This window comes from Chryseobacterium sp. MHB01 (assembly GCF_034651565.1).
In the GTDB taxonomy this organism is placed as follows: Bacteria; Bacteroidota; Bacteroidia; order Flavobacteriales; family Weeksellaceae; genus Chryseobacterium; species Chryseobacterium nepalense.
On sequence record NZ_JAYEDA010000005.1, the window covers coordinates 110,000 to 135,781 of the forward strand.

At 36.5% G+C, this 25,782-nt stretch carries 25 protein-coding genes; 17 read left to right on the top strand and 8 right to left on the bottom strand.

The window, feature by feature from the left end:
• The first annotated feature begins 73 nt into the window (after nucleotides 1-73).
• From U9K52_RS10135 to hisIE, 14 genes are all read left to right on the top strand, one after another.
• Nucleotides 74-646, top strand: a complete 573-nt coding sequence (locus U9K52_RS10135) for a C40 family peptidase (protein ID WP_248393470.1) — start codon at nucleotides 74-76, stop codon at nucleotides 644-646.
• A 93-nt stretch (nucleotides 647-739) separates the two neighbouring features.
• The gene (locus U9K52_RS10140; protein ID WP_248393471.1) at nucleotides 740-1,552 is read left to right on the top strand and encodes a 2,3,4,5-tetrahydropyridine-2,6-dicarboxylate N-succinyltransferase; all 813 of its coding nucleotides are present in this window, start codon (nucleotides 740-742) and stop codon (nucleotides 1,550-1,552) included.
• Nucleotides 1,553-1,580: 28 nt separating this feature from the next.
• On the top strand, nucleotides 1,581-2,750 hold the full coding sequence (locus tag U9K52_RS10145; RefSeq protein ID WP_322926287.1) for a glycosyltransferase family 87 protein: 1,170 nt from the start codon (nucleotides 1,581-1,583) through the stop codon (nucleotides 2,748-2,750).
• 5 nt (nucleotides 2,751-2,755) lie between these two features.
• Entirely contained in the window at nucleotides 2,756-3,685 is a 930-nt protein-coding gene (locus tag U9K52_RS10150; protein WP_322926289.1) for a glycosyltransferase family 2 protein, read from the top strand.
• Nucleotide 3,686: 1 nt separating this feature from the next.
• Nucleotides 3,687-4,463, top strand: a complete 777-nt coding sequence (locus U9K52_RS10155) for a polysaccharide deacetylase family protein (RefSeq protein ID WP_322926292.1) — start codon at nucleotides 3,687-3,689, stop codon at nucleotides 4,461-4,463.
• Nucleotides 4,460-5,554, top strand: coding sequence for a glycosyltransferase family 1 protein (locus U9K52_RS10160; RefSeq protein WP_322926294.1), 1,095 nt, complete (start codon nucleotides 4,460-4,462; stop codon nucleotides 5,552-5,554). Before U9K52_RS10155 ends, U9K52_RS10160 begins: the two co-directional genes overlap by 4 nt.
• Before the next feature lie 248 nt (nucleotides 5,555-5,802).
• Nucleotides 5,803-6,660, top strand: coding sequence for an ATP phosphoribosyltransferase (hisG, locus tag U9K52_RS10165; protein WP_322926295.1), 858 nt, complete (start codon nucleotides 5,803-5,805; stop codon nucleotides 6,658-6,660).
• A gap of 1 nt (nucleotide 6,661) precedes the next feature.
• Complete coding sequence (gene hisD, locus U9K52_RS10170) at nucleotides 6,662-7,954, top strand: histidinol dehydrogenase (RefSeq protein ID WP_322926297.1); 1,293 nt, start codon at nucleotides 6,662-6,664, stop codon at nucleotides 7,952-7,954.
• Nucleotides 7,941-8,966, top strand: a complete 1,026-nt coding sequence (gene hisC, locus U9K52_RS10175; RefSeq protein WP_322926299.1) for a histidinol-phosphate transaminase — start codon at nucleotides 7,941-7,943, stop codon at nucleotides 8,964-8,966. The genes hisD and hisC overlap by 14 nt, the downstream gene beginning before the upstream one ends.
• 73 nt (nucleotides 8,967-9,039) lie before the next feature.
• Entirely contained in the window at nucleotides 9,040-10,134 is a 1,095-nt protein-coding gene (gene hisB, locus U9K52_RS10180) for a bifunctional histidinol-phosphatase/imidazoleglycerol-phosphate dehydratase HisB (RefSeq protein ID WP_322926301.1), read from the top strand.
• Nucleotides 10,134-10,712, top strand: coding sequence for an imidazole glycerol phosphate synthase subunit HisH (gene hisH, locus U9K52_RS10185; RefSeq protein WP_322926303.1), 579 nt, complete (start codon nucleotides 10,134-10,136; stop codon nucleotides 10,710-10,712). Before hisB ends, hisH begins: the two co-directional genes overlap by 1 nt.
• Before the next feature lies 1 nt (nucleotide 10,713).
• A complete protein-coding gene (gene hisA / locus U9K52_RS10190) occupies nucleotides 10,714-11,436 on the top strand; it encodes a 1-(5-phosphoribosyl)-5-[(5-phosphoribosylamino)methylideneamino]imidazole-4-carboxamide isomerase (protein WP_322926304.1) in 723 nt (240 codons plus the stop codon).
• Nucleotides 11,429-12,181 (top strand): imidazole glycerol phosphate synthase subunit HisF, encoded by a 753-nt coding sequence (gene hisF, locus U9K52_RS10195; protein WP_322926306.1) that lies wholly within the window; start codon nucleotides 11,429-11,431, stop codon nucleotides 12,179-12,181. Before hisA ends, hisF begins: the two co-directional genes overlap by 8 nt.
• Nucleotides 12,178-12,768 carry a bifunctional phosphoribosyl-AMP cyclohydrolase/phosphoribosyl-ATP diphosphatase HisIE gene (hisIE, locus tag U9K52_RS10200; RefSeq protein WP_322926307.1) on the top strand — a complete coding sequence of 197 codons (591 nt, stop codon included), beginning with the start codon at nucleotides 12,178-12,180 and terminating at the stop codon, nucleotides 12,766-12,768. The genes hisF and hisIE overlap by 4 nt, the downstream gene beginning before the upstream one ends.
• A 71-nt stretch (nucleotides 12,769-12,839) precedes the next feature.
• Here the strand turns inward: hisIE and U9K52_RS10205 are convergent, their stop codons facing one another.
• From U9K52_RS10205 to thrS, 7 genes are all read right to left on the bottom strand, one after another.
• Nucleotides 12,840-14,012, bottom strand: a complete 1,173-nt coding sequence (locus tag U9K52_RS10205) for a M28 family metallopeptidase (protein ID WP_322926309.1) — start codon at nucleotides 14,010-14,012, stop codon at nucleotides 12,840-12,842.
• A 103-nt stretch (nucleotides 14,013-14,115) separates the two neighbouring features.
• Nucleotides 14,116-14,460, bottom strand: coding sequence for a 50S ribosomal protein L20 (gene rplT, locus U9K52_RS10210; RefSeq protein ID WP_029293267.1), 345 nt, complete (start codon nucleotides 14,458-14,460; stop codon nucleotides 14,116-14,118).
• Nucleotides 14,461-14,580: 120 nt separating this feature from the next.
• A complete protein-coding gene (rpmI, locus tag U9K52_RS10215) occupies nucleotides 14,581-14,778 on the bottom strand; it encodes a 50S ribosomal protein L35 (RefSeq protein WP_002979658.1) in 198 nt (65 codons plus the stop codon).
• Nucleotides 14,779-14,868: 90 nt separating this feature from the next.
• On the bottom strand, nucleotides 14,869-16,638 hold the full coding sequence (locus tag U9K52_RS10220; protein WP_322926326.1) for a hypothetical protein: 1,770 nt from the start codon (nucleotides 16,636-16,638) through the stop codon (nucleotides 14,869-14,871).
• A gap of 139 nt (nucleotides 16,639-16,777) precedes the next feature.
• On the bottom strand, nucleotides 16,778-17,341 hold the full coding sequence (locus U9K52_RS10225) for a hypothetical protein (RefSeq protein WP_322926328.1): 564 nt from the start codon (nucleotides 17,339-17,341) through the stop codon (nucleotides 16,778-16,780).
• Nucleotides 17,342-17,572: 231 nt separating this feature from the next.
• Nucleotides 17,573-18,073, bottom strand: coding sequence for a translation initiation factor IF-3 (gene infC / locus U9K52_RS10230; protein WP_177175308.1), 501 nt, complete (start codon nucleotides 18,071-18,073; stop codon nucleotides 17,573-17,575).
• A gap of 143 nt (nucleotides 18,074-18,216) precedes the next feature.
• Nucleotides 18,217-20,136: a threonine--tRNA ligase gene (thrS, locus tag U9K52_RS10235; protein WP_322926330.1), complete on the bottom strand. Its 1,920-nt coding sequence runs from the start codon at nucleotides 20,134-20,136 to the stop codon at nucleotides 18,217-18,219.
• 93 nt (nucleotides 20,137-20,229) lie between these two features.
• On the opposite strand from thrS, the gene U9K52_RS10240 reads away from it, so the two are divergent.
• Nucleotides 20,230-21,411 carry a DUF4932 domain-containing protein gene (locus U9K52_RS10240; RefSeq protein WP_322926332.1) on the top strand — a complete coding sequence of 394 codons (1,182 nt, stop codon included), beginning with the start codon at nucleotides 20,230-20,232 and terminating at the stop codon, nucleotides 21,409-21,411.
• Nucleotides 21,412-21,464: 53 nt separating this feature from the next.
• On the opposite strand, the gene U9K52_RS10245 is transcribed toward U9K52_RS10240, so the two are convergent.
• Entirely contained in the window at nucleotides 21,465-23,009 is a 1,545-nt protein-coding gene (locus U9K52_RS10245; protein ID WP_322926334.1) for a hypothetical protein, read from the bottom strand.
• A gap of 147 nt (nucleotides 23,010-23,156) precedes the next feature.
• On the opposite strand from U9K52_RS10245, the gene U9K52_RS10250 reads away from it, so the two are divergent.
• Nucleotides 23,157-24,320, top strand: a complete 1,164-nt coding sequence (locus tag U9K52_RS10250) for a 2-isopropylmalate synthase (protein WP_322926336.1) — start codon at nucleotides 23,157-23,159, stop codon at nucleotides 24,318-24,320.
• A 27-nt stretch (nucleotides 24,321-24,347) separates the two neighbouring features.
• Nucleotides 24,348-25,727, top strand: a complete 1,380-nt coding sequence (gene leuC, locus U9K52_RS10255; protein WP_322926338.1) for a 3-isopropylmalate dehydratase large subunit — start codon at nucleotides 24,348-24,350, stop codon at nucleotides 25,725-25,727.
• The last annotated feature ends 55 nt before the right edge of the window (nucleotides 25,728-25,782 follow it).

The following is a 25,782-nucleotide window of genomic DNA, read 5'->3' on the forward strand; positions in this document are numbered from 1 at the left end:
TACCACAAAATGAAGATAAGAAAAACATAATTTATTTATATTTGTAATCAGTTTGCCCGTAAAACAAAGAAATATGAAGAAGTGTCTGAATTATAAAATTTTAAATTGTAAAACAATTCATTCGTTGCTCATTGTATCTTTACTTACCGTTTCATGTGGAAGTTCGAAAAAAGTGGCTTCAAATAAAAGCCCCGGAAGCAAAGCTATCTCAAATACCGAAAGCCTCAGAAACCTGGACTCGAAATTCAACGGCAAAGTTTCAAAATCTATTAACGAAATCCTTAAAGACGCCGAAAAATATCTGGGCGCACCATACAAGTTCGGAGGAAGTACCTCTTCAGGATTTGACTGCTCCGGATTTGCCGTAAAGGTTTTTGAAGAAAACGACTATAAACTTCCGCGCAGATCATCAGACCAGGCCGAAACCGGAAACACGATAGATATCCGAGAAGTAAAGCCCGGAGATCTTTTATTCTTTGCAACAGCCGGCGGGACAAGAGTTTCCCATGTAGGAATCGTTCATGATATCGGAAATGACGGCGAAGTAAAATTTATTCACGCTTCCACAACAAAAGGCGTTATCATCTCATCATTGAAAGAAAAATACTGGAATAAAGCTTATCTGCATGCAAAAAGAATTCTTTAAAGCCATTCTTTAAACAGTATTTCTGATCATTACGGAAGAAAAATTTTCCTTAACTTTTTGTATCTTTGGCGCAAATAATTTTAAACTAGAAACATGTCGTTACAACAAACAATTGAAAATATCTGGGACAACAGAGAATTATTGCAGAATGAAGACAGCCAGAAGGCTATCAGAGAGGTTATTGCTTTGGTGGACAAGGGAGAGCTTCGTACAGCGGAGCCTACTGAAAACGGATGGCAGGTAAATGAATGGGTAAAAAAAGCAGTGGTAATGTATTTCCCGATCCAGAAAATGGAAACTATCGAGGTAGGTCCGTTTGAATTTCATGATAAAATGCCTTTGAAGAAGAACTATGCTGAAAAAGGGGTAAGAGTTGTACCGCATGCAGTGGCTAGAGAAGGCGCTTACATTGCTCCGGGAGTAATCATGATGCCTTCTTATGTAAACATTGGCGCTTACGTAGATTCGGGAACAATGGTGGATACCTGGGCAACAGTGGGAAGCTGTGCACAGATCGGTAAAAATGTTCACCTTAGTGGCGGTGTTGGAATCGGCGGTGTTCTGGAACCGCTTCAGGCTGCTCCGGTAATCATTGAAGACGACTGCTTTATCGGATCAAGATGTATCGTGGTAGAAGGGGTTCATGTAGAAAAGGAAGCCGTTTTAGGAGCGAATGTCGTTCTTACGGCATCAACGAAAATTATTGACGTTACAGGTTCTGAACCGATTGAAATTAAAGGAAGAGTGCCTGCACGTTCGGTTGTAATTCCGGGAAGTTACACCAAACAGTATCCGGCCGGAGAGTATCAGGTTCCGTGTGCTTTGATCATCGGTCAGAGAAAAGAATCTACAGACAAAAAAACGTCTTTAAATGATGCTTTGAGAGATAATAATGTTGCCGTTTAAGAATATATTCTAAACTAATACCAATATTTTGAAAGAAAAATTTCTTAAAATACTATTAAACCCTAAATATATATTTGGGGTTTATCTTATTATATCGGTGGTTACTGCTATTTCCAAGTATCTGAGAGGAGATTACGCGATTAACAATTACCTGATTTTCAAAAACGTATTTTTTAATACCATTCATCAGAAAAATCTGTTTATCCATTATCCTGATCTTTATTTTGATTTAAACCATTACGGAGTATTTTTCAGTGCACTTATTGCTCCTTTTGCCGTAATGCCGGACTGGCTCGGAATATCGCTTTGGAATGCTGCCAATACGTTTATTCTCATTTACGGCATTCATAAACTGCCTTTTTCCGATTCCAAAAAAGCATTGTTCGGTCTGTTCTGCCTTCAGGAATATATTACGGCAGCTTTAAGTCTGCAATTCAACGTTGCTCTTACCGGACTGTTGCTCTTATCTGCAGTGTACATTTACGAGAAAAAAGAAGTGAAATCAGTAACGGCAATATTGATTGGAGTTTTCGTAAAGATCTACGGAATTGTAGGACTTTCGCAATTTTTCTTCATTAAAAATAAAATAAAATTTATTCTTTCCGGATTAATCATAGCCGTAGTTTTCTTTGCATTACCAATGGTATATTCAAGTCCGAAATTTGTGATCCAGTGTTACACAGACTGGTTTCAGTCTATTGTAGAAAAGAACAATGAAAACCAGGTATTGGGAAATATGCAGGATATTTCATTAATGGGATTTTTCAGAAGGATTCTGGGAGATGCTTCCATTTCGAATCTTGTTTTTCTTGCCTTTGGACTGCCACTTTTCGCCGCACCGTATTTTAGAATCAAACAATACAAACAGTATGCTTTTCAGCTGATGATTTTAGCTTCAACATTGCTGTTTTTAGTATTATTCAGCTCAAGCTCCGAGTCTCCTACCTATATCATTGCAATAGTTGGCGTACTGATCTGGTTTTTCCTTCAGAAAGAAAGAACTCCTCTTGTTATCGGATTATTGGTGTTCGTAATTATATTCACATGTTTTTCAACTTCAGACCTGTTTCCGAAATATGTAAAAGAACATTATATCATTAAATATTCTTTAAAAGCCGTACCTTGCATTGTCGTCTGGCTGAGAGTTACGTATGAACTTCTCACCAAAGATTTTGAGAAAAATTACAGCCTTGAATAATCAGTATGAAGAAAATTTCGATCGTCATTCCTGCGCATAACGAAGAAGGAAACGTAGCTTTGGTACATCAGAAAATAAAAGAAGTTTTTGATGGTTTGGAGCATTACAGATTTGAAATCATATTTGTAAATGACGGCAGCAGGGACAACACCCAGCAAAAACTGGAAGAGCTTTCAGAACAGTTTGAAGATGTAAAATTTATTGAATTTTCAAGAAACTTCGGACATCAGCCTGCGGTAAAAGCAGGAATGGACAACGCAAGCGGAAATGCCGTCATTTCAATGGACGGCGATCTGCAGCATCCGCCCGAACTTATTCCGGAGATGATCAAAAAATGGGAAGAAGGTTATGATATTGTTTTTACCGTTAGAAAATATCCCAAAGAAATTTCAGTATTCAAAAGAAAAACCTCTGATTTTTTCTATAAAATTCTTTCAGGATTGTCTGATGTTGATTTGACAAAAGGCGGCGGCTCAGATTTCAGGCTAATGGATGCAGGTGCCGTAGAAGTGATGAGGAATCTTAATGAAGATGATCTCTTTCTCAGAGGCCTTACCAGCTGGATGGGTTTCAAACAGACCGGAATCAGTTTTATTGCCAATGAAAGGCTTTCCGGGAAAAGCAGTTACAATCTTAAAAAAATGGTAACTTTTGCCTTTACGGGAATTACGGCATTTAGTGTAAAACCACTTTACATTGCCGCATATCTTGGATTCCTGTTTTCCGGACTTTCTGTGATAGGATACGCAACATATGTTATCCATTCTTTCATTGCCAGAACAGAAATTTCAGGGTGGGCATCACTGATTATGACCATTGTTTTTTTCGGCGGACTGCAGTTAATCATATTGGGAATCATCGGAATGTATTTAGGCAAAATCTTTAAGCAGGTAAAACACAGACCCAATTATATCATCAAAAACAAAAATTTTTAACATGGTTTTATTAAGTTTTGACATCGAGGAATTTGATATGCCATTGGAATACAAAGGGGAGATTTCTTTTGAGAAACAAATCTCAATTTCTCAGACAGGATTGGAAAAAATCTTAGATATTCTGAAAAAACATCAGGCAAAAGCTACTTTTTTTTCAACCGTTGTTTTTGCGGAAAATAGTAAGAATTTAATAGAAAGATTGCTTAAAGAAGGCCACGAACTGGCTTCTCATACCTGGTATCATTCGGATTTTAAAGAAGAACACCTGAAGCATTCTAAAGAAAAATTGGAAGAACTATTCGGTACAAAAGTGACCGGATTGAGAATGCCGAGAATGATGCCGGTAAGTAAAAATGCCGTTGAAAATGCAGGCTATTCTTACAATTCATCGATTAATCCAACCTTTCTTCCGGGAAGATACAATAACCTCAAAGTTTCCAGAACTTATTTTAAAGAAGGAAATGTGATGCAGATTCCCGCTTCGGTTTCTCCCAACTTCAGAATTCCTTTGTTCTGGCTTAGCTTCCATAATTTTCCTCTATCTTTTTATAAAAAACTGGCTTCGGATGTTCTTAAAAAAGATCAGTATCTGAATATTTATTTTCATCCCTGGGAATTTGCAGATATCAAAGACGAAGCTTTTAAATTACCCGGATTTACCGTTAAAAATTCCGGAGAAGATATGGTCAAGCGTTTTGATGAATTTCTATCATGGTTAAAAAGTAAAAATTACTCATTTGGAACATTCCAGGAATTTCAAAAACAGATCACCTCATGAAAATAGCTTTTGACGCAAAACGTTTTTTCCATAATACTTCCGGATTAGGAAACTATTCGAGAGATCTTGTGAGAATTCTGGCAACGTATTTCCCCGAAAACGAATACTTTTTATTAAACAAAAATAAATCCGAAAGAGCCACTGATCTGCTGAGTTTTCCTAACGTCCATTTCGTTGAAACCACAAAAGGAAACTTCTCCCGTCAGCTGAAAATGGGGAAAGACGCGCAGCAGCAAAACGCTGATATTTTTCATGGTTTATCAGGTGAATTGCCTCTGAAATGGGACAAAAAACCTATTAAAAAAATCGTGACCATTCACGATCTTATTTTCGTACGATATCCGCAGTATTATTCTTTTTTTGATCGTAAGATCCATTTCTGGAAATTTAAAAAAGCAGCAGATTCTGCCGATAAAATCATCGCCATTTCCGAACAGACAAAACGCGATATCATTCAGTTTCTCAACATTCCGGAATCTAAAATTGAAGTGATTTACCAAGGCTGTCATAAAGCTTTTAAAGAACAGCAGTCGGAAGATTTTATTCAACAGACAAAAGAAAAATTTAACCTTCCTGAGCATTTTGTATTAAATGTTGGTACCATCGAAGAGCGCAAAAATCTTCTGAATGTTGTTAAAGCACTAAAAGATACTGATATTCCGTTAGTGGTAGTCGGCAAAAAAACAAAATATTTCAGAAAAGTAGAACGTTTTGTCCGTGAAAATAAAATGAAAGTTTATTTTCTGGAAGGTGTTTCGATGGACGAATTAGCTGTAATCTACAAACTTGCAGATATCTTCATTTATCCGAGTTTATTTGAAGGGTTCGGAATTCCTGTGATTGAAGCGTTATTTTCCAAAACAGTAGTCATTACCAGCAATACGAGCTGTCTTCCGGAAGCCGGCGGACCGGATTCAGTTTATATAGATCCTAAAAATCCTCTTGATATTCAGGCAAAAATTAAATTTTTATGGCAAAACGAATCGGAAAGGAAACGCCGTGCGGAAAAGGGTTTTGAGTTTGTGCAAAAGTTTAATGATCAGTCAATTGCTAAAGAATTAATAAAAATTTATGAAAATATTTTACAATAATATTTGCATTTGTAAAATTTATTGCTTTAAATTTGCACCATACAATTCAAACAAATGAAACCGAATTTTTTAACAGTACATCATTATCATCATCTCTGCTAAGACGGAATTGATTGATATGTGACTATGTTAAAAATCAAAATAATTAAAACCGTCTGAGTAAACAGGCGGTTTTTTTGTTCTAAATTCTTCCCGGGCAATTTATTTCAACTTACCATTTGGTTACTCAGACACAACAAAAAAGTGAAATGAGTACATTAAAAATAGCGATACAAAAAAGTGGAAGGCTTTATGAAGAATCTCTTCAGCTCCTTAAAGACTGCGGCATTTTTGTCAACAACGGAAAAGATCAGCTTAAAGTTTCCGTAGACAATTTTCCGATGGAAATCATGTACCTGCGAAATTCAGATATTCCCCAATACTTGGAAGACGGCGTAGTAGATGTTGCTATCGTAGGTGAAAATCTTTTAGTAGAAAAACAGAAGAAAATTGAGATTGTACAACCTTTGGGTTTCTCAAAATGCAGGGTTTCTCTTGCCATTCCAAAGGAAGTGGAAACAAATGATATTGAGTATTTTCAGGGCAAAAAAATTGCAACTTCATACCCAAATACGCTAAAAAAATTCCTGCAGGAAAATAATATTTCTGCCGACATTCACATCATTTCAGGCTCTGTAGAAATCGCCCCGAACATTGGTCTTGCCGACGGAATATGTGATATTGTAAGTTCCGGAAGTACACTCTTTAAAAACGGATTGAGAGAAACCATAAGCCTTCTTAATTCACAAGCGGTTCTTGCCAAAACCTCAGAACTCAGCACGGAGAAAACCGCTGTTCTCGAAAAATTCGTATTCAGGATTAAAGCAGTTTTAAAAGCGAAAAATTCAAAATATATCCTGATGAATGTTCCGAATGAAAAAATTGACATCATTTCTAAAACGCTTCCGGTTCTTAAAAGCCCCACGGTTATTCCACTGGCAGAAGAAGGCTGGAGCAGCATTCACTCTGTGATTGATGAAAACCGCTTCTGGGAAGTAATTGATGAGCTCAAAGACAAAGGAGCACAGGATATTTTAATAATTCCAATCGATAAAATGGTAATTTAATATGCAAGTAGAAATATATCCTGAAAAGGAAAAATGGTCTGAATTAACAAAAAGACCCGTTATCAAAAGAGAACAGTTAACAGAAATAGTTGCCGGAATTTTCGATGAAGTTGAAAAAAAAGGCGACAGTGCTTTGGTTGAATTTAACAAAAAATTCGACGGAGCAGAAGTTAAAAATATCAGTGTTTCCCAAGAAGAAATAAAAGATGCAGAAGAACGGATCTGCGAAGAACTAAAGCAGGCCATTCAGGAAGCAAAAGAAAATATTACCAAATTTCATGCTTCACAAATTCCTGAAATTGAAAAGATTGAAACAACAAACGGAGTAATTTGCTGGAGGGAAAACCGGGCGATCGAAAAAGTTGGAATCTATATTCCGGGCGGAACAGCGCCTTTATTTTCTACGGTTTTAATGCTTGCCGTTCCGGCTAGATTAGCAGGATGCGAAGAAATTATTCTCTGTACACCGCCCGATAAAATGGGAAATATAAATCCTGCCATTTTATATACAGCTAATCTTTGTGGTATTACACAAATATTTAAGACCGGTGGTGCTCAGGCGATTGCAGCAATGACATTAGGTACAGAAAGTATTCCCAATGTTTATAAAATTTTCGGGCCCGGAAATCAGTATGTTGTAGCAGCGAAAGAATTTGCCCAGAATTATAATGTAGCCATCGATATGCCTGCCGGACCGAGTGAAGTTCTTGTGATTGCCGATGAAAATGCAGTTCCGGAATTTTGTGCGGCCGATTTACTTTCTCAGGCAGAACACGGGAGTGACAGCCAGGTGATTTTTCTGGCAACAGACGAAAAGGTTTTTAATGAAACTATTCTGGAAACCCGAAAACAGCTTGAAGTACTTCCGAGAAATGAAATGGCAGCTGAATCGTTGAATAACAGTCATTTTATCCTGTTGAGCTCTATTGAGGAAGCTTTGGAATTCAGCAATTTGTACGCGCCGGAACACTTGATTTTGGCCTTAAATAATTTTGAAAAGTATATTCCGCAAATCCGGAATGCGGGTTCTGTATTCCTGGGAAATTATTCATGTGAAAGCGCAGGAGATTACGCCAGCGGAACCAATCACACCCTTCCCACCAATGGTTTTGCAAAAAACTACAGCGGCGTTTCTCTCGACAGCTTCGTAAAGAAAATTACCTTTCAGAATTTATCGGAACAAGGATTAAAAAATTTAGGGAAAACCATTGAAGTAATGGCAGAAACAGAAGGACTTTTTGCTCACAAGAATGCTGTAAGTATCAGATTAAAAAAACAAAATGAAAGAATTTAATATTAAAAAGTTAGTACGGAAAAATATTCTGGAACTGCAGCCTTATATAAGTTTCAGGGATCAGAACGAATTTGAAAATCCGGTTTTCATGGATGCGAATGAAAGCCCTTTTGGAGAATACAACCGCTATCCTGATTCTACCCAGAAAGAATTAAAAAATAAATTGGCAACATTAAAAGATGTTTCAGCACCACAAATTGCGGTAGGAAACGGAAGCGATGAGCTTATCGACCTTATCATAAAAATCTTCTGTGAGCCAAAAAAAGATTCGATTATGATGATGAATCCTTCGTTTGCGATGTACAGATTTTATGCTTCCATTAATGAAAACACCGTTGTAACATTAAATTTAGATGAAAATTTCCAGATCAGTAAAGATGCATTTTTAAAAGTATCAGAAGAGAAAAAGCCTAAGATTTTTTTTCTGTGTTCACCCAATAATCCTACCGGAAATTCTATTCAGGATATTGAATTTTATATTAAAAATTTTGATGGAATTGTGGTGGTGGACGAAGCATATATTGAATTTTCAGAACAGACATCTTGCATCGAATTGCTTGGAAAATATCCAAACCTAATCGTTCTTCAGACCTTCTCAAAAGCATGGGGAATGGCAGGAGCAAGAGTAGGCATCGCTTACTCATCAGACGAAATCATAAGTCTGATTAATACTGTAAAAGCACCGTATAATGTTAACTCACTAAGTTTAAATAAAATTATGCAATTAATTAATTATAAGAATATTATTGAAGAAAATATAAAAAATACTTTAAGTGAAATTTCAAGATTAAAAAATGAATTGCTTACTATAAAGTGTGTTAAAAGAGTATTTCCTACCGATGCGAATTTCTTTTTGATTGAATTTAACAATGCTGAAAAAGTGTATCAGGAATTACTGGAAAATGAAATTCTGACCAGCAAGAGAAGTCCGCAGATTCCGGACTGTATCAGAATTAATGTCGGAAAAAGAGATGAAAACAATAAGCTGATTAACGTCTTAAAAAGTATTTAATTAAATCTGAAACCTCACAGGTTTTAAAAACCTTTGAGGTTTAGCAAAAAAGAAATTAAAAAGAAAATTAAAAATGAAAAAAGTACTCTTTATAGACCGCGACGGAACCTTAATCGTAGAACCACCCGTTGATTTTCAGGTTGATTCTTTGGAAAAGCTGGAATTTTATCCCGGAGTTTTTCAGAATCTTTCAAGAATTGCAAAAGAACTTGATTATGAATTGGTCATGATCACCAATCAGGACGGACTGGGAACGGAAAGTTTCCCTTATGAAGACTTCATCAAACCTCAGGAAAAAATGTTAAAAGCATTTGAAAACGAAGGAATTGTTTTCAGTGATATTCTAATTGATAAAAGCTTTGAAAACGAAAATTTACCCACAAGAAAACCGGGGATCGGAATGCTTGGAAAATACATTTACGGAGATTATGATCTGAAAAATTCCTTTGTCATCGGAGATCGGTTTACGGACATTCAGCTGGCTCAAAATTTAGGTTCAAAATCAATATTAATAAGTAAAGTTCAGAATAAGGAAGCTGATTTAATCACAGTAAGCTGGAGCGAAATTGCACAGTTTTTGACCAGCATTCCGCGAAAAGCAAAGGTTTCAAGAAAAACCAATGAAACAGAAATTGCAGTTGAAGTCAACCTTGATGGAAACGGAACATCCGAAATATCAACAGGATTGCATTTTTTTGATCACATGCTGGAGCAGATTTCAAAGCACGGCAATTTAGACTTAAAAATTGAAGTAAAAGGTGATTTGCTGGTTGATGAACACCACACCATAGAAGATACGGGAATTGTGCTTGGAGAAGCAGTTTTAAAAGCTTTAGGAAAGAAAAAAGGTATTGAACGTTACGGATTTCTCCTTCCAATGGATGATTGTCTGGCACAAGTTGCCATCGACTTTGGAGGAAGACCTTGGATCGTTTGGGAAGCTGAGTTTAAGCGTGAAAAAATTGGAGATGTTCCCACAGAAATGTTTTATCACTTCTTTAAATCATTCACAGATTCTGCAAAATGTAATCTCAATATTAAAGTAGAAGGCGAGAACGAACACCACAAGATCGAATCTGTTTTTAAAGCGTTTGCCAAAGCGGTGAAAATGGCAGTAAAACAGACAGACCGTAATTTTAATCTACCATCAACCAAAGGAAGTTTATAATGATTGCCATCATAAAATACAACGGAGGAAACGTTAATTCCATACAAAATTCGCTTAACCGACTGAATATAGAATCTGTGGTGACCGATGATTTTGACCTGATAAGAAATGCCGATAAAGTGATCTTTCCGGGAGTGGGAGAAGCATCCTCCACCATGAAATTACTAAAGGAAAAAGGTCTTGATCAGTTAATTCCGACATTGAAACAGCCGGTTTTAGGCATTTGCCTGGGAATGCAGCTGATGTGTAAAACCAACGAAGAAGGAAATACGTCCGGAATGGGAATTTTTGATATCAATGTTAAAAAATTCCCTGCAACAGATATTGTTCCACACATGGGATGGAACACAATTTCAGACTTTAGATCCGATATATTTTCAGGAATTGAAGAAAATAGCGATGTGTATTTTGTCCACAGTTTTTACTGCGAATTATCTGAAAATACAACGTCTGTTTGTAATTACATTCTGCCATTCAGTGCTTCACTGCAAAAGAATAACTTTTATGCCATGCAGTTTCACCCGGAAAAATCGGGAGATGTGGGAAGCCGTTTATTACAAAACTTTTTAAAAATTTAAAATGAAAATTATTCCTGCTATAGACATCATTGACGGAAAATGTGTGAGACTGTCAAAAGGAGATTACGGTACTAAAAAAATATACAATGAAAATCCTCTTGAAGTTGCCAAAAAATTTGAAAATTTTGGGATAAAATACCTGCATCTGGTAGATCTTGATGGCGCAAAATCTAAGCATATTGTCAACCAGAAAGTTCTGGAAGCCATTGCGAAAGAAACTTCCCTGGAAATTGATTTCGGAGGAGGTTTGAAAACTTTGGAAGATATTGAAATTGCTTTTAATTCGGGAGCAAAGCAGATCACCATCGGAAGCATTGCGGTTCAGGATCCTGATTTCTGTTTTGATCTGATTGAAAAATATGGTCCGGAAAAAATCATGCTCGGTGCCGATTGTGACAACAGAAAGATAAAAACTTCAGGCTGGCTGGAAGAAAGTTCCTTTGATATAATCGATTTTATTCTTAAGTATCAGAATAAAGGAATTAAAAATGTGATTTGTACAGATATTTCAAAAGACGGAATGCTTCAGGGCGCTTCAGATGAACTTTATGAAGAAATTTTAGAAAAAACAGACATCGGGCTCATTGCAAGCGGCGGAATTTCAGATATGGAAGATGTATTTAAAATGAAAACAATAGGCTGCTCCGGAACCATTATCGGGAAAGCAATTTATGAAGGAAGAATTAGCCTTCAGCAACTCCAAAATTTTATAGAAAATGCTTAAAAAAAGAATTATTCCGTGTTTGGATATCAAAGACGGAACAACGGTAAAAGGAATCAATTTTGAAGGATTGCGAAACGCAGGTGATCCTATCGAGCTTGCCAAAAGATATGAGAAAGAAGGAGCTGACGAATTGGTTTTTCTGGATATTACAGCAACCATTGAAGAGCGTAAAACTTTTGCGGAACTTGTACGGAAAATTGCCAGTGAAATCAGTATTCCATTCACAGTCGGCGGCGGAATTTCTACCGTGGAAGACGTAAGAAAACTTCTCGAGGCAGGAGCAGATAAGATCAGCATTAATTCTTCAGCCGTAAAAAATCCACAGCTGATTTCAGAATTAGCCAAAGAATTCGGGAGCCAGTGCATCGTGGTCGCCATTGATACGAAACTGGTGAATGGTTCAGACTGGGTTCACATCAAAGGCGGGAGAGAAATAACAGAACTTAAAACCTTCGGCTGGGCAAAAAAAACCGAACAGCTCGGAGCCGGAGAAATTCTGCTTACTTCAATGGATGGCGATGGTACCAAAAACGGTTTTGATATCAGAATAACCAGTCTTATTGCGGAGAGCGTAAATATCCCGGTCATTGCTTCAGGTGGTGCAGGAAATATAGAACATTTTGAACATGTTTTTAATCGTACAAAAGCTACAGGAGCTTTGGCGGCAAGTATTTTTCATTTCGGAGAAATAAAGATTCAGGATCTGAAAAATAATTTAAAATCTAAAAAATTGGCATTACGATGAATATTAATTTCAATAAAAATAAAGACGGACTTGTGCCTGTGGTGATTCAGGACGACAGAACCTTGCAGGTTTTAATGTTAGGTTATATGAACGAAGAGGCATTGAAAAAAACAGAGAAAGAAGGTATTGTTACTTTTTTCAGCCGTTCAAAAGACAGGCTTTGGACGAAAGGAGAAGAGTCTGGTAACTTTTTAACGGTAAAAAATATTTCTGTTGACTGTGATCAGGATGCCATTTTAATCAAAGTAATTCCCACTAACGTGGTTTGCCATACAGGAAGTTTCAGCTGTTTCGGAGAAAAGGATTCTAAAGGGTTTTTGTATGAGTTGGAAGAAAAGATCAGCCAGAGAATTGATGAAAAAACAGAAGATTCTTATACCTATGCGATATTCAAGAAAGGAATTAATAAAGTGGCCCAGAAAGTGGGAGAGGAAGCGGTTGAAGTGGTCATTGAGGCCAAAGACAGTAATGATGACTTATTTAAAAATGAAGCCGCAGATCTGCTGTACCATTTTTTAATTTTACTGAAAGCTAAAAATTGTACTTTAGAAAACATTGAAGAAATTTTAAACAGACGGAACCGGTAAGTTTTTTGAAAGCAGATGAAAATAAAAAATCCTGAGCATTAACTCAGGATTTAATTTATATTTTTTGATAATTATTTTCCGATAATTATTTTTCTTACCGCTTTGCTGTCTCTGGTTTTTATGATTGCTAAATAAGCTCCGTTTATTAATCCCGAAACATTAACCTTTGTTTCATTTTCTTTATTTAGAATTACTCTTCCATTCATATCTATAATTTCAAGATTAAAATTCTTAATATCTTTCGGAAGTTCAATATTCAGGATATCTTTTGCAGGATTCGGATAAATTTTTATTGTTTCCAGGCTGTTTACATTTTTTTCTTCTGTAGCCAGTAGTGTTGTTGAAGCGGTCGCGAAGTGCTGTAATGCTCCCACAGCAGCTTTTCCTACATTGAAAACATAAGTAGGATCTACGTTTATGAATGTATCATTCACCGTATGCTCATTATAGCTCCTTACGTTTTCGTAAAACCCTGTAATAATATCCCCATTCTGTTCAAATGGAATATAATCCGAAGCGTAGGCATTAGACATCACTGTTTGCAGAGGAGAGTACAGCGTTGTACAGTTTGCCAGCTGCTGGGTAAAAGCAAGAGATTGGGCATTGTTTCCGCTTTGTCCGGACTGGTCGCTTTCACATTTTATGGCATTGTTATTATTGCCGATTTTACCTCCAACCTGATCAATATTAAATACCACTCTTATATTCAGTTGTCTTACGTTATTCTGAAAAACTACATTATCCGCATAATGGGCACTTCCATACAGCCCCTGTTCTTCCCCGGAAAAATGAATAAATTTAATTGAATAATCTGTAGGAATATCCTTCAGAATCCTTGCTGCTTCAAGGATAATGGATGTTCCGCTTCCGTTATCGCTTACGCCGGGCCCGGTGATCGTGTCGTAATGCCCGCAAATAATTACATAAATATTAGGATACAGTGTTCCTGTTTTCGTAATGATTAAATTTTTTGAGCTGGTACTGCCGAATGTGAAAGGATCTTCCACGATCTGGCTGGCAGTATATCCATACGATTGGTATTTCGCTTTAAGCCAGTTCAGAGCATTGGTATTGGCTGCAGATCCGGTAGTTTTAATGCCAAGATTTTCAAATTCCTGAAGAATTGTCGTGATATTAGTCTGTGAAACCTGGTCTGCCCTGTTTTTATATGCCTGAATAAGACTTTGGGCCTGAAGGTTATAAAAAGCCAATGAAATAAGCAATAAAGAAGTTAGTTTTTTCACCCTTAAATAAAATTTTACGTATTTAATAATTTAGCAAATGTATATAATAAAAAAATCCCAGGCAAAAAAACCCGGGATTTATATTGATAACAAAAATTTTACATTATTTTACTTGATCTACAACTGCTTTGAAAGCTTCAGGGTGATTCATTGCTAAATCTGCTAAAACTTTTCTGTTAAGCTCAATGTTGTTCTTTTTAAGAGCTCCCATAAACTGAGAGTAAGACATTCCGTGCTCTCTGGTTCCCGCGTTGATACGAGTGATCCAAAGTGCTCTGAAGTTTCTTTTCTTCTCTTTTCTACCACGGTAAGCATATTGCATTGCTTTTTCAACCGCGTTTTTAGCTACAGTCCAAACGTTCTTTCTTCTTCCGAAATAACCTTTAGCGTGCTTAAAAATTTTCTTTCTTCTAGCTCTTGAAGCTACCGAATTTACTGATCTTGGCATAATTAAATTGTTTTTTTGAAATGTGCGGTAATTGTTTCATTACTCTTAGCTGCTCCATTTCAGGGTTAAAATGTTGAATTTGTTTTTAATTCTTATAAACCGGATATAGATTTATAAAAACTACTTAATTGCTAATTGACGTTGTACACTTTTCTCGTCCACTTTAGCTACGTAAGAAGTAGTAGTAAGATTTCTCTTCTGCTTTGTTTCTTTCTTAGTTAAGATGTGGCTTTTGTAAGCGTTTTTTCTTTTGATCTTACCAGATCCGGTAAGAGCAAAACGTTTCTTAGCACCTGATTTCGTTTTTAATTTTGGCATTGTTTTGCTTTTTATTGTTTTGTTATCAATATCTGTTTTTGGTTTCCGGCAATTCCCGGAAATAATAGGGTGCAAAATTACAAAAAATTATTAATATTTCCTGTGCAATTCTATATTTTCTAAAAACATTTCATTATTCGGAATAAGAGTAAGGATCATTTCATTATTCCTGTAACTGATCTTGGATTCAGGAAAAAATAAGTTTGCGGAAGATCTGCTCAGTTCCCATTTTTCCGCTTCACTATTTTTAATGGAAAGAATATATTTTTTTCCTTCTTGTAAATGTTTCAGAAGTCTTTTGTTTTTGAAAACACTTTCATTGTCTTTAACTGAAGTGATCAGATAAGCCGGGATTATCAATATATTTTTTTCTTTGATGATACCGGCACTTTTACCGTATTTATTGAAGTACAAAATATGTTCATCCTGATTTTGCCTGGCTAGTACTTCCACATAATTATTAATAAAAACCGGATTGTTTTTCATCTGGTCGCCCACATTAAAACGGGGAACAGCGCCCATGTGATAAATGATAATATCGGGATTTCTTCCGAGAACATAGTTCGCATCGCCCAATTCGTGAGCCAGCATCCCGGTACCGAAATTTTTCGGCGGATGACGCGGTGTGTAGTAGTCATTTAATCCAAGCATATCTACTGTTGGAAGCTCAGAAGCATAAGGAATACAGCCGGCTGCCGTAACAGCAATTAAAGTTGTTTCCGGAAAAGTATTTTTCAAGGTTTTACCTAAATTCAATCCGCGGAATTCCCATCGTTCTTCAATCGCATAATGATTATCCGGAATCAAAAGCTGTATAAAAGGGTTTATTAACAATAAAACAATAAATCCGACCCTAGTCATTTTTGTTTTAAAGCGAAACTGCATTTCATTTAACCCAAAAATAATAACAAATACAAGTAAAATCAGCACTACATAATAATGACGGAAAGCCGGAAAAATATCGCCGCCTACTGTGACTATATAAGCTGTCCATACCACAATATTCAGCAATAAATAAAAGCCGAAAAGATTTTTCTTTTTGTATACAAGATAAAACAAGCAATACAATCCAAGAGAAGAAAATAATAAAGTCCCAAAGAATGATTTGAAAACATAAAAGCCGCCCCGTATAACATGATGCATAGTTATTTTTACTTTAACCAAAGCGGTATTCGGAACCAGTTCACCATAAAAATCATACCTGAAAAGGAGTTGTCCCAATAAAAATAGAGCCGGTATCATTCCTGCGAAAACAAAAACTCTGATAAGATCTTTCCTGCTTTTTCTGAAAATAAAAATTAAAAATATTGTTGTTAAAATAGTGAACAGAAAACCATCCGGCCTCGTAATTGCCAAAAGTCCAAGCCATAATGACAGAAAATAGACGCGTCCTTTATTTTTATCGTTAATAATCTTCGAAACTTCAGTCAAAGTGAGTGTAAGGAGAAAAATGTATAAAGGCTGCTCCAGTCCGCCAATGGCCCAAACGGTAAAACACGGAGTCGTTACCAAAAGAAATACCGTGAGAAAAACATATTCTTTTCTGACGTTTATTGTTTTAAAATAAGAACAGATTACGGCAAGTGTACCTACGGAACATGCTATTCCCAATACTCTGGCTGAAATAATGAGATTCATTCCTAATTTTCCTAAAAAAGAAATCATAAGAATCCACAGCAGATTTGAATAGCCTTCTACAGGATGGCCATCGTTCCAGGTAAGTCCTTTACCCTCAATGAAACGCTGTACATAGCGAAGGGAGATCAGACTGTCGTCTGAAAGAAAAGGGTAGTGGTAATAACAGCCCAGCGCGAAAATAATCAGGATGAATAAAAAAAAGGAAAAATATCCTGGCTTCATGTATTTAAATTAAAAAATTTTAATAATAATTGCAAAATAACGAAAAATTATAAAAGCAAAGGGCATTAAAATTTAATAATAAAACCGCCTGATAATGGGCGGTTTAAATTTAAATATAGCGTTTTAAGCGGTTGACTTTTTAGTAAAAATCACTAAGATCAACTTCAGCGAAGGTTTTTCTTTCAACGTTATTTCCACCTAATACCAATTTAATTCTTATTCCTGCAGGAATAGAACCACCGCTTCTGGTATATAACTGCATTTTTATATGAGGATTGGATACATTTTCACTTACAGAACTGTTGGTATGCCAAAGTGGATTCCCGTTATTGTAAATTACAAGATTTCCGTCATTTTGCGCAATGAGCCAAGGTGTACCGCTGTCACGATGCGTGTTTGTACTCCAGATAGCACGTGTAAAGCCCGGCCTATCCTGATAAAGCACAAGATTACTGTCTCCCTGCATTTCCAATCTGTAGGTATAGATATTATACGATAAACTGATTGATTGGCCCGGATCCAGCCTTTGTGGATGGTTCGTTGTTTCTTTAACGAAAGTTACTGTTGAGGAAATTCCACGGGCTGCAATTTCTGAAGTTTTTAATTCTTCGTTTTTAAGGCCTGTGTTTTCAAATGTTTCATCCTGAGCACAAGAAGTTAATAACATTGCTACTGCAAATCCTGTTAAAAGTTTAATTTTCATATTTTATTTATTTGACGTTGCAAATATATAACTATTTATAATATATCCCATATTAAAGATATAATATATACTAAAAAACCCTTTATTTAAAGTATTGTTAATATTAAATTAAACATTACTATAATCTCTATTTTGTGATTTAAAATATTCTTGAATCAGGTTATTAAATAAAAAAAGCTCCAATAAATTGGAGCTTTGTATTGTAAATTGACGGAGCTACCGCCACATATATTATTTAGCCGGTTTTTTAGGACTCATCATCATAATCATTCTTTTTCCTTCAAGTTTAGGAAGCTGGTCTACTTTTCCAACGTGCTCCAGTTCCTGGGCAAGCTTTAAAAGAAGAATCTCTCCCTGATCCTTAAAGATAATGGAACGTCCTTTAAAAAATACGTAGGTTTTTAACTTTGAACCTTCTTCAAGGAATTTTTCAGCATGCTTCTTCTTAAATTCGTAATCGTGCTCATCAGTCTGAGGTCCGAAACGAATTTCTTTTACCACTACTTTTACCTGCTTGGCTTTAAGTTCCTTCTGTTTTTTCTTTTGCTCGTATAAGAACTTTTTATAGTCCAAAACTCTAGCAATAAACGGTTCAGCCTTATCAGAAATTACCACAAGATCCAGCTCTTGCTCTTGAGCAATCTGTCTTGCTTTTTCTGTAGGATATACTCCCGGCTCTACGTTATCGCCCACCAAACGAAGCTCTCTCACACGAATTTTATCGTTGATCAAGTGTAAGTCCTCCTGTACAGGACGTCTTTGTGGGCCCCTGTTGTTAAATCTTTGTGCTATTGTATTATAATTTTATTGGTTAACTCTAATTTAATTTGTATTCAAAACTCAATAGTTTTAAGTCTGAATTAAAATCCTTGATTCTAGATCGCAGATTCTTTTTTGAAATAAGAAACGAAGTCTTCTAAATTCATTACTCCTAAATCTCCTTCACCCCGTCTACGTACAGAAATTGTGCCATCCTTCTCCTCATTTTCTCCTACAACCAGCATGAATGGAATTTTGTTTAATTCTGCATCGCGAATCTTCTTACCTGTCTTTTCGTTTCTGTTGTCAATCTGACCGCTAATATCGTGATTTTCTAAAAATTCTGAAACTTTTTTAGCATAATCTGCATATTTTTCACTGATCGGCAGAATAATAAACTGCTCCGGACTCAGCCATAGAGGGAAGTCTCCGGCAGTATTCTCCAGAAGAATAGCGATAAAGCGCTCCATAGAACCAAAAGGCGCTCTGTGGATCATCACCGGTCTGTGCTTCTCATTATCATTCCCAATATAGTGAAGATCAAATCTTTCCGGTAAGTTATAGTCAACCTGGATCGTTCCAAGCTGCCATTTTCTTCCTAAAGCATCTTTCACCATGAAATCAAGCTTAGGACCGTAGAACGCGGCTTCACCATATTCAACAACAGTTTTCAAACCTTTGTTTTTTGCGGCTGTGATGATAGCATTTTCCGCCTTTTCCCAGTTCTCATCGGAACCGATATATTTTTCTCTGTTTTCAGGATCTCTCAATGAAACCTGAGTAACAAAATCTTCAAAACCTAAAGACCTGAAAACGTAAAGTACAAGATCAATAACTTTTTCAAACTCTCCCAACAACTGATCCGGAGTACAGAATAAGTGTGCGTCATCCTGAGTAAATCCACGAACTCTTGTCAAGCCGTGAAGTTCTCCTGATTGCTCATATCGGTAAACCGTTCCGAATTCTGCGTATCTTTTCGGTAAGTCTCTGTAGCTCCATTGCGAAGTTTTATAAATTTCACAGTGGTGCGGGCAGTTCATCGGCTTCAGCATGAATTCTTCACCTTCATTTGGGGTTTTAATCGGCTGGAAGCTGTCTGCACCGTATTTATCCCAGTGTCCGGAAGTTACATACAATTCTTTGGCGCCAATATGCGGTGACATTACGAATTCGTACCCTCCTTTTTTCTGAGCTGCAGAAAGGAAATTTTCAAGCTTTCTTCTCAAAGCAGTACCTTTTGGCAGCCAAAGCGGCAAGCCTGCACCAACCTTTTCAGAGAAAGCAAAAATTCCTAATTCTTTACCTAATTTTCTGTGATCTCTTCTTTTAGCTTCTTCAAGCCTTTCAAGATATTCTGTTAATTCTTTCTGTTTAGGGAAAGAAATACCATACACTCTTGTTAATTGAGGATTTTTTTCATTTCCTCTCCAGTATGCTCCTGCTGCATTTAAAATCTTAACAGCTTTTACAATATTCGTATTCGGAATATGTCCTCCACGGCAAAGATCTGTGAAATCATCGTGGGTTACAAAAGTGATTTCTCCGTCATTAAGATTAGAAATCAATTCTACTTTATAAGGATTATCTGCATAGACTTTTAATGCCTCATCTTTAGAAACAGGATATAAAGAGAAAGTTGAGCCTTTTTTAGCATTTTCCAATACTTTCTTCTCAATTTTCTCGAAGTCTTTTTCAGACAAGCTTTCGTCCCCGAAATCTACATCGTAGTAGAATCCGCTTTCGATGGCAGGACCGATGGTTAACTTAGCATTGGGATAAAACTCAAGGATCGCCTGCGCCAGAAGGTGGGCAGAAGAATGCCAGAATGCTTTCTTTCCAAGATCATCATTCCAGGTAAGCAGCTGTACCGTAGAATCCGTGGTGATAGGCGTGGTTGTCTCTACTTGTTTGTCATTAACAATTGCGGAAATGGTGTTTCTAGCCAATCCCTCGCTTATAGATTTTGCCACATCTAGCGGAGTAACTTCCGCCTCGAATTCTTTGACACTACTGTCTGGAAGTGTAATTTTTATCATTGTTTACTAAGAAATTTTAAGATGCAAAAATACGGAATTTTTAGTTAATATGCTATATTCGCAGATATTTAGACCAATAATTAATACTAAACCATGAAAAAAATATTTCTGGCTTTTGCATTTATATTTTTTATACAGGCATTTTCTCAAAAAAACATGAGGAAATTTTCAGTAGACTATAACAGAAATATAGAGACTTATTTTCTTGCGGAAATCCTTTCTGCTGAACACCGAAGAAACAATAAGGACTTTGAGCTCTATAAAATTAAAGAATGTTCAGTATATCAGCCTATTGTTAAAAAATCAATAGAGAAATTCGTGCATCTGAAAGACTCAAAAATAGCATTTGCAACAGCAGAACTCAACGATGTACTTTTAGAAAAATACGGCCTGGGAAATGATGCTCTGATGAAACCCTTACTGTATCATGAAGAGTTCCCGTCAAACGGCTGGGTCAATGAATATAAGTTTGAATTTTCCCGTTTGACGCGTGAACAAAATAATGAAGTAACAATTTTAATTAAAAATTATCTTTCTGAACTTTCAAAATTTTATGCTCAGGAAAAAATCGGCCTTTTTTTTAATGAAAATAAAAGTTTCTACCAGGCTGCTGCGAAAGAATATATGAAGCAAATTCCTTCAGGTTTTACTGATGCTATGGAACAGTTTTACGGCGAAAAATTTAATTCTTACACGATCCTTATTTCACCAATAATGATGTGGCCGATTTCTGATAATGAAGGAAGAGGAATAGGGGCTGATGTCACTTTGAAATCAGGTTTAAAAAACATTTACGAAATTGCCAGTCCGTTTGTGAAAGTTGAAAAAGCAGGCCAATTTGGCTATGATAATCAGTTCCAGGCAAGGTTTTTAAGCATTCATGAATTCGGGCATTCTTTTGTGAATAAGGAAGTTTACAAACATCCTGAAAAACTTCAGAAATTTAAAGATCTATTTGAAAAATCCGAACTAAAACAGGCTATGATTAAAACAGGCGGCTATGGAGATTATCAAACCTGTGTGGCGGAGCATCTTGTAAGGCTTGGCGAAATTGAGACCGCAAAAATTCAGAAAGATTTTGAAAAAGCAAAAAAGCTTGGAGATTATCATCTGAAAAATAATTTTATATTCTTACCTCAATTGCAGAATAAAATCAAAGATTATCACTCAAACAGAAGCAAATATAAAACTTTTGGAGCCTTTGTTCCTGAACTTCTGAATGTTTTTGAAGACAGCAGTGTTGAATTTATTAATTCGAAATTGAAGAATCAATAAGTCATTTATTTCAGGTTCATATCATCTCAGGGAATACAGTGAGGATATAAAAATTATTGTCTTTTTTTGTACCTCACTTTCTCTTTAATAATTTCAATAACATCCACATTTCTCACTTTAGACTGTACCCATCCGTGAATATCAATGTATAGCAGTGATCTTCTGTAATATTCATTCTGGGAAAAAAACTCAAGTTTACGGTCGAATTGTTTAAATGATTCAGTCTGCTGATCCGGTGTTTCGTTATTGAGATGTTTAAAAAATCTGATGCTTTCAAAATGGAATTCATCAGGTTTTTTCATTTTTCTGGTAAACTTTAAGGTAGCTTTTATAAAATCATCATAATCTTCATCATTTGCCGATTCATATTTTGCCATTAAAATAAGAATTCTTGTATGAAACAGCAGATCTTCCTGAACATTTCCTTTTGATTCAATTACTTTTAACGCGTACCTTATCGAGTCTTTAAATTTTTTACTTCCGAAAAACATTGCTGCCATTTTAAGATACAGAATCATGAAATGATGCTCATCAATTTTATCGCGCAGCCTTTCCATTTTCAGCTCAATTTCAGGAACTATTTTAGTTCCGGAAAAAAATTCACCTTTCACAAAGTGGATATTCATTAAAGTATTATAATGAGTCAGAAAAACAAGAGATTGCAGATTTTCATTTTGAGCAAAGCTTGAAGAATAAACCACTTCATTGAATTTTCTGAAACGCTGTTCCAAAATATTAATATTTCCATAAAGAAACAGGATTTTAAGGAGATAAGTATTTCCTTTGATATACCATACCGGATGACTCATAATCATCTCCGGATTGTTGTGAAAAAGGTCTACCCAGAGAAAGGCATATTTCAATGTGTATTTATATTCCTGCAGCAGCTGATTTTTCCATACATGAGCCTTAAAATACCATAATTTTTCTGTAAAATTCAGTTTTTCAAAAGTGATTTTTCTAATTTGATCATCAAAGATTTTCATGATTTCATCACGCTCTTCATCAGTTTTCACATACCCGTGCGTCAACATTTCGCTGTACAGTTTCAAAGAAAGATTGGAAAGTTCAGTGGCATAATGATTCTGTTTGCTGATTTCTGTGGATTGTCTGATCAGTTCATCGGCACGGCCTTCAATACTTCTCGTAATAAATTGTGATTCAATTACTTTTTCAAGGTCAATAATTTCGGAAGCAATGGTTTTTTCGTCAAGTTCCAGAGCAGTCTGTTTTGTTTTATCCAAAATTTTCAAAGCCTGCCTGTAAAGGCCTTTCTGGTAAAGAATATTGGCAAAATCAAGCTGTTCGCGCAGCTGAATCCTATAATTCTGATGACTCGGATTCATTCGTAAACTTACCAGAATTTGTTTGTAAAGATGCGCTTTCAGATTGGACAACTGCTGTTTTGTTGAAATTTTCTTTTGAATAATCATGCTTTCATCATATTCTTTCATTTTATCCATTTCAGAAAAAAGAAGCAGGAATTTTGCATCCACATTGATCCCGAGCCGGTTTACATACAGCCTGAATTGTCTTTTTTCCGAAGTCGTAAGAGACTTAATGAGGATGAATAAAAAATCTTTATGCAATTCTGCCATTGTAAATTTTTAAATTTTAAAATACTGATAAACAAAATTTTATATTCAATTTACACTAATTTGAATATTGTAATTTTTATAAAACCAGAAATGAATAAACGTTTCATCTTTTTAGTTTTGAATCAAAATTAAGTAAAATACTGCATTATGAATTCCGAAAAAGTTGAAATTTTTGATACCACGCTACGGGATGGTGAGCAGGTTCCCGGCTGTAAACTGAATACGGAACAGAAAATGGCTATTGCGGAAAAGCTGGATGAACTTGGAGTTGATATTATTGAAGCTGGATTTCCCATTTCCAGTCCGGGAGATTTTCATTCTGTTTCCGAAATTTCAAAATTGGTGAAAAATGCAAAAGTGTGCGGATTGACAAGGGCCAACCAGAAAGATATTGAGGTTGCAGCGGAAGCACTGAAGTTTGCGAAGAGGCCAAGAATTCATACAGGAATAGGAACTTCAGATTCGCATATTAAATATAAATTCAATTCCAACAGGGAAGATATTATTGAAAGAGCAGTACAGGCCGTAAAATATGCCAAAAGCTTTGTAGAAGACGTAGAATTTTACGCCGAAGATGCCGGAAGAACCGATAATGATTACCTCGCGAGAGTCTGTGAAGAAGCTATTAAAGCAGGAGCTACAGTCCTCAATATTCCGGATACAACAGGATATTGCCTTCCTGAAGAATACGGGGAAAAGATAAAATACCTGAAAGAAAATGTAAAAGGTATTGAAAAAGCGGTGCTGTCATGCCACTGCCACAATGACCTTGGACTAGCGACTGCAAATTCAATTTCGGGTGTGATTAACGGAGCGAGACAGATAGAATGTACCATTAACGGGCTTGGAGAAAGAGCGGGTAATACTGCTTTAGAAGAAGTTGTCATGATTTTGAAACAACATAAAAATTTAAAATTATACACAGAGATTAACTCCAAAATGCTCAATTACATGAGTATTTTGGTGTCTGATCTGATGGGAATGCCGGTACAGCCCAACAAAGCCATTGTGGGAGCCAATGCATTTGCCCATAGCTCAGGAATTCATCAGGACGGCGTGATCAAAAACAGGGAAACCTACGAAATTATTGATCCTGCGGAAGTAGGGGTCAACGCCTCAACTATTGTACTTACTGCCAGAAGCGGGCGCTCTGCGCTGGCATACCGGTTCAAGAACATCGGCTTTGATGTCACTAAAAATGAGCTGGATTTTTTATATCAGGAATTCCTCAAAATGGCTGACCGCAAAAAAGAAATTGATAATAACGATTTAACTGCCATTATTGAAAGGGTAACAAGAAAAATAGGATAAGGAATTGGTTTTCAATTAAACAAAACAATGAACACTAAGAAAACACTTTTTGACAAAGTCTGGGATGCTCATGTGGTGGAAACGATTCCCGACGGGCCTCAGATTATATATATCGATAAACATTTGATCCATGAAGTAACAAGCCCGCAGGCTTTTGCAGAACTGGAATCCAGGAACCTTGAAGTTTTCAGGCCGAAACAGATTGTAGCGACTGCAGATCACAATGTTCCGACATGGGATCAGGATAAGCCGATACGCGATGAATCTTCCAGAAACCAGGTTCAGCAATTAACGGAAAACTGCAGAAAAAACCATATTGAATTATACGGTTTGGGGCATCCTTACCAGGGAATTGTCCACATCATTGCTCCTGAGCTGGGGATTACCCAACCGGGAATGAGCATCGTATGTGGCGACAGCCATACTTCTACGCACGGCGCTTTTGGGTCGATCGCTTTTGGAATCGGAACCAGCCAGGTGGCTCAGGTTTTTGCAAGTCAGTGTTTATTACTGAATAAGCCTAAATCAATGAGAATTACCGTAAATGGTAAATTAAATAAAAACGTTCAGCCAAAAGATGTCATTCTTTATATCATTTCAAAAGTAGGGACCGATGGCGGAACGGGATATTTCTGTGAATATGCCGGAAATGTCTTTGAGGAAATGTCGATGGAAGGCCGAATGACGGTTTGCAATATGAGCATCGAAATGGGTGCCCGCGGTGGAATGATCGCTCCGGACGACACCACTTTCAACTATGTAAAAGGACGAAAATTTGCGCCGGAAGGAGAAGAATGGGAAGAGAAGCTGGAATACTGGAAAACTTTGAAATCCGATGAAGGAGCTGTTTTTGATGCGGAATTTGCCTTTGATGCCTCCGACATTTATCCGATGGTAACCTACGGAACCAATCCGGGAATGGGAATTTCGATCAGTCAGAATATTCCGAAGCCGCAAAATGATTCTGAAGAAAAGGCTTTGAGATATATGGGATTAAAGGCAGGACAGGCGCTTTCCGATATTAAAGTTAATTATGTTTTCATCGGAAGCTGCACCAATGCAAGAATCGAAGATTTCCGTTCGGCAGCCAGCTATATTAAAGGAAAAAGAAAATCCGAACACGTTCATGCTTTAATTGTGCCGGGTTCTCAGCAGGTAGCCAAACAAATATATGAAGAAGGCCTGGACCAAATTTTTGTAGAAGCAGGCTTCCAGATCAGACAGCCGGGATGTTCGGCTTGTCTGGCGATGAATGATGATAAAATTCCGGAAGGTGAATATTGTGTTTCGACTTCCAACAGGAATTTTGAGGGAAGACAGGGCCAGGGGGCAAGAACAATCCTGGCAAGCCCGTTAATGGCTGCAAAAGTCGCTATCGAAGGGAAAATTTCAGCTTTTGAAAACTGATGGAGATGAATTTTACTTAAAACTTGTCTAAACTTTTTTACCACAAAAGATGCAA

Bases quoted from the DNA above. Each gene is read 5' to 3' on its own strand.
- U9K52_RS10135 (WP_248393470.1), top strand. From the start codon at position 74: ATGAAGAAGTGTCTGAATTATAAAATTTTAAATTGTAAAACAATTCAT.
- U9K52_RS10140 (WP_248393471.1), top strand. From the start codon at position 740: ATGTCGTTACAACAAACAATTGAAAATATCTGGGACAACAGAGAATTA.
- U9K52_RS10150 (WP_322926289.1), top strand. From the start codon at position 2,756: ATGAAGAAAATTTCGATCGTCATTCCTGCGCATAACGAAGAAGGAAAC.
- U9K52_RS10155 (WP_322926292.1), top strand. From the start codon at position 3,687: ATGGTTTTATTAAGTTTTGACATCGAGGAATTTGATATGCCATTGGAA.
- U9K52_RS10160 (WP_322926294.1), top strand. From the start codon at position 4,460: ATGAAAATAGCTTTTGACGCAAAACGTTTTTTCCATAATACTTCCGGA.
- hisG (WP_322926295.1), top strand. From the start codon at position 5,803: ATGAGTACATTAAAAATAGCGATACAAAAAAGTGGAAGGCTTTATGAA.
- hisD (WP_322926297.1), top strand. From the start codon at position 6,662: ATGCAAGTAGAAATATATCCTGAAAAGGAAAAATGGTCTGAATTAACA.
- hisC (WP_322926299.1), top strand. From the start codon at position 7,941: ATGAAAGAATTTAATATTAAAAAGTTAGTACGGAAAAATATTCTGGAA.
- hisB (WP_322926301.1), top strand. From the start codon at position 9,040: ATGAAAAAAGTACTCTTTATAGACCGCGACGGAACCTTAATCGTAGAA.
- hisH (WP_322926303.1), top strand. From the start codon at position 10,134: ATGATTGCCATCATAAAATACAACGGAGGAAACGTTAATTCCATACAA.
- hisA (WP_322926304.1), top strand. From the start codon at position 10,714: ATGAAAATTATTCCTGCTATAGACATCATTGACGGAAAATGTGTGAGA.
- hisF (WP_322926306.1), top strand. From the start codon at position 11,429: ATGCTTAAAAAAAGAATTATTCCGTGTTTGGATATCAAAGACGGAACA.
- hisIE (WP_322926307.1), top strand. From the start codon at position 12,178: ATGAATATTAATTTCAATAAAAATAAAGACGGACTTGTGCCTGTGGTG.
- rplT (WP_029293267.1), bottom strand. From the start codon at position 14,460: ATGCCAAGATCAGTAAATTCGGTAGCTTCAAGAGCTAGAAGAAAGAAA.
- rpmI (WP_002979658.1), bottom strand. From the start codon at position 14,778: ATGCCAAAATTAAAAACGAAATCAGGTGCTAAGAAACGTTTTGCTCTT.
- U9K52_RS10220 (WP_322926326.1), bottom strand. From the start codon at position 16,638: ATGAAGCCAGGATATTTTTCCTTTTTTTTATTCATCCTGATTATTTTC.
- U9K52_RS10225 (WP_322926328.1), bottom strand. From the start codon at position 17,341: ATGAAAATTAAACTTTTAACAGGATTTGCAGTAGCAATGTTATTAACT.
- thrS (WP_322926330.1), bottom strand. From the start codon at position 20,136: ATGATAAAAATTACACTTCCAGACAGTAGTGTCAAAGAATTCGAGGCG.
- U9K52_RS10240 (WP_322926332.1), top strand. From the start codon at position 20,230: ATGAAAAAAATATTTCTGGCTTTTGCATTTATATTTTTTATACAGGCA.
- U9K52_RS10245 (WP_322926334.1), bottom strand. From the start codon at position 23,009: ATGGCAGAATTGCATAAAGATTTTTTATTCATCCTCATTAAGTCTCTT.
- U9K52_RS10250 (WP_322926336.1), top strand. From the start codon at position 23,157: ATGAATTCCGAAAAAGTTGAAATTTTTGATACCACGCTACGGGATGGT.
- leuC (WP_322926338.1), top strand. From the start codon at position 24,348: ATGAACACTAAGAAAACACTTTTTGACAAAGTCTGGGATGCTCATGTG.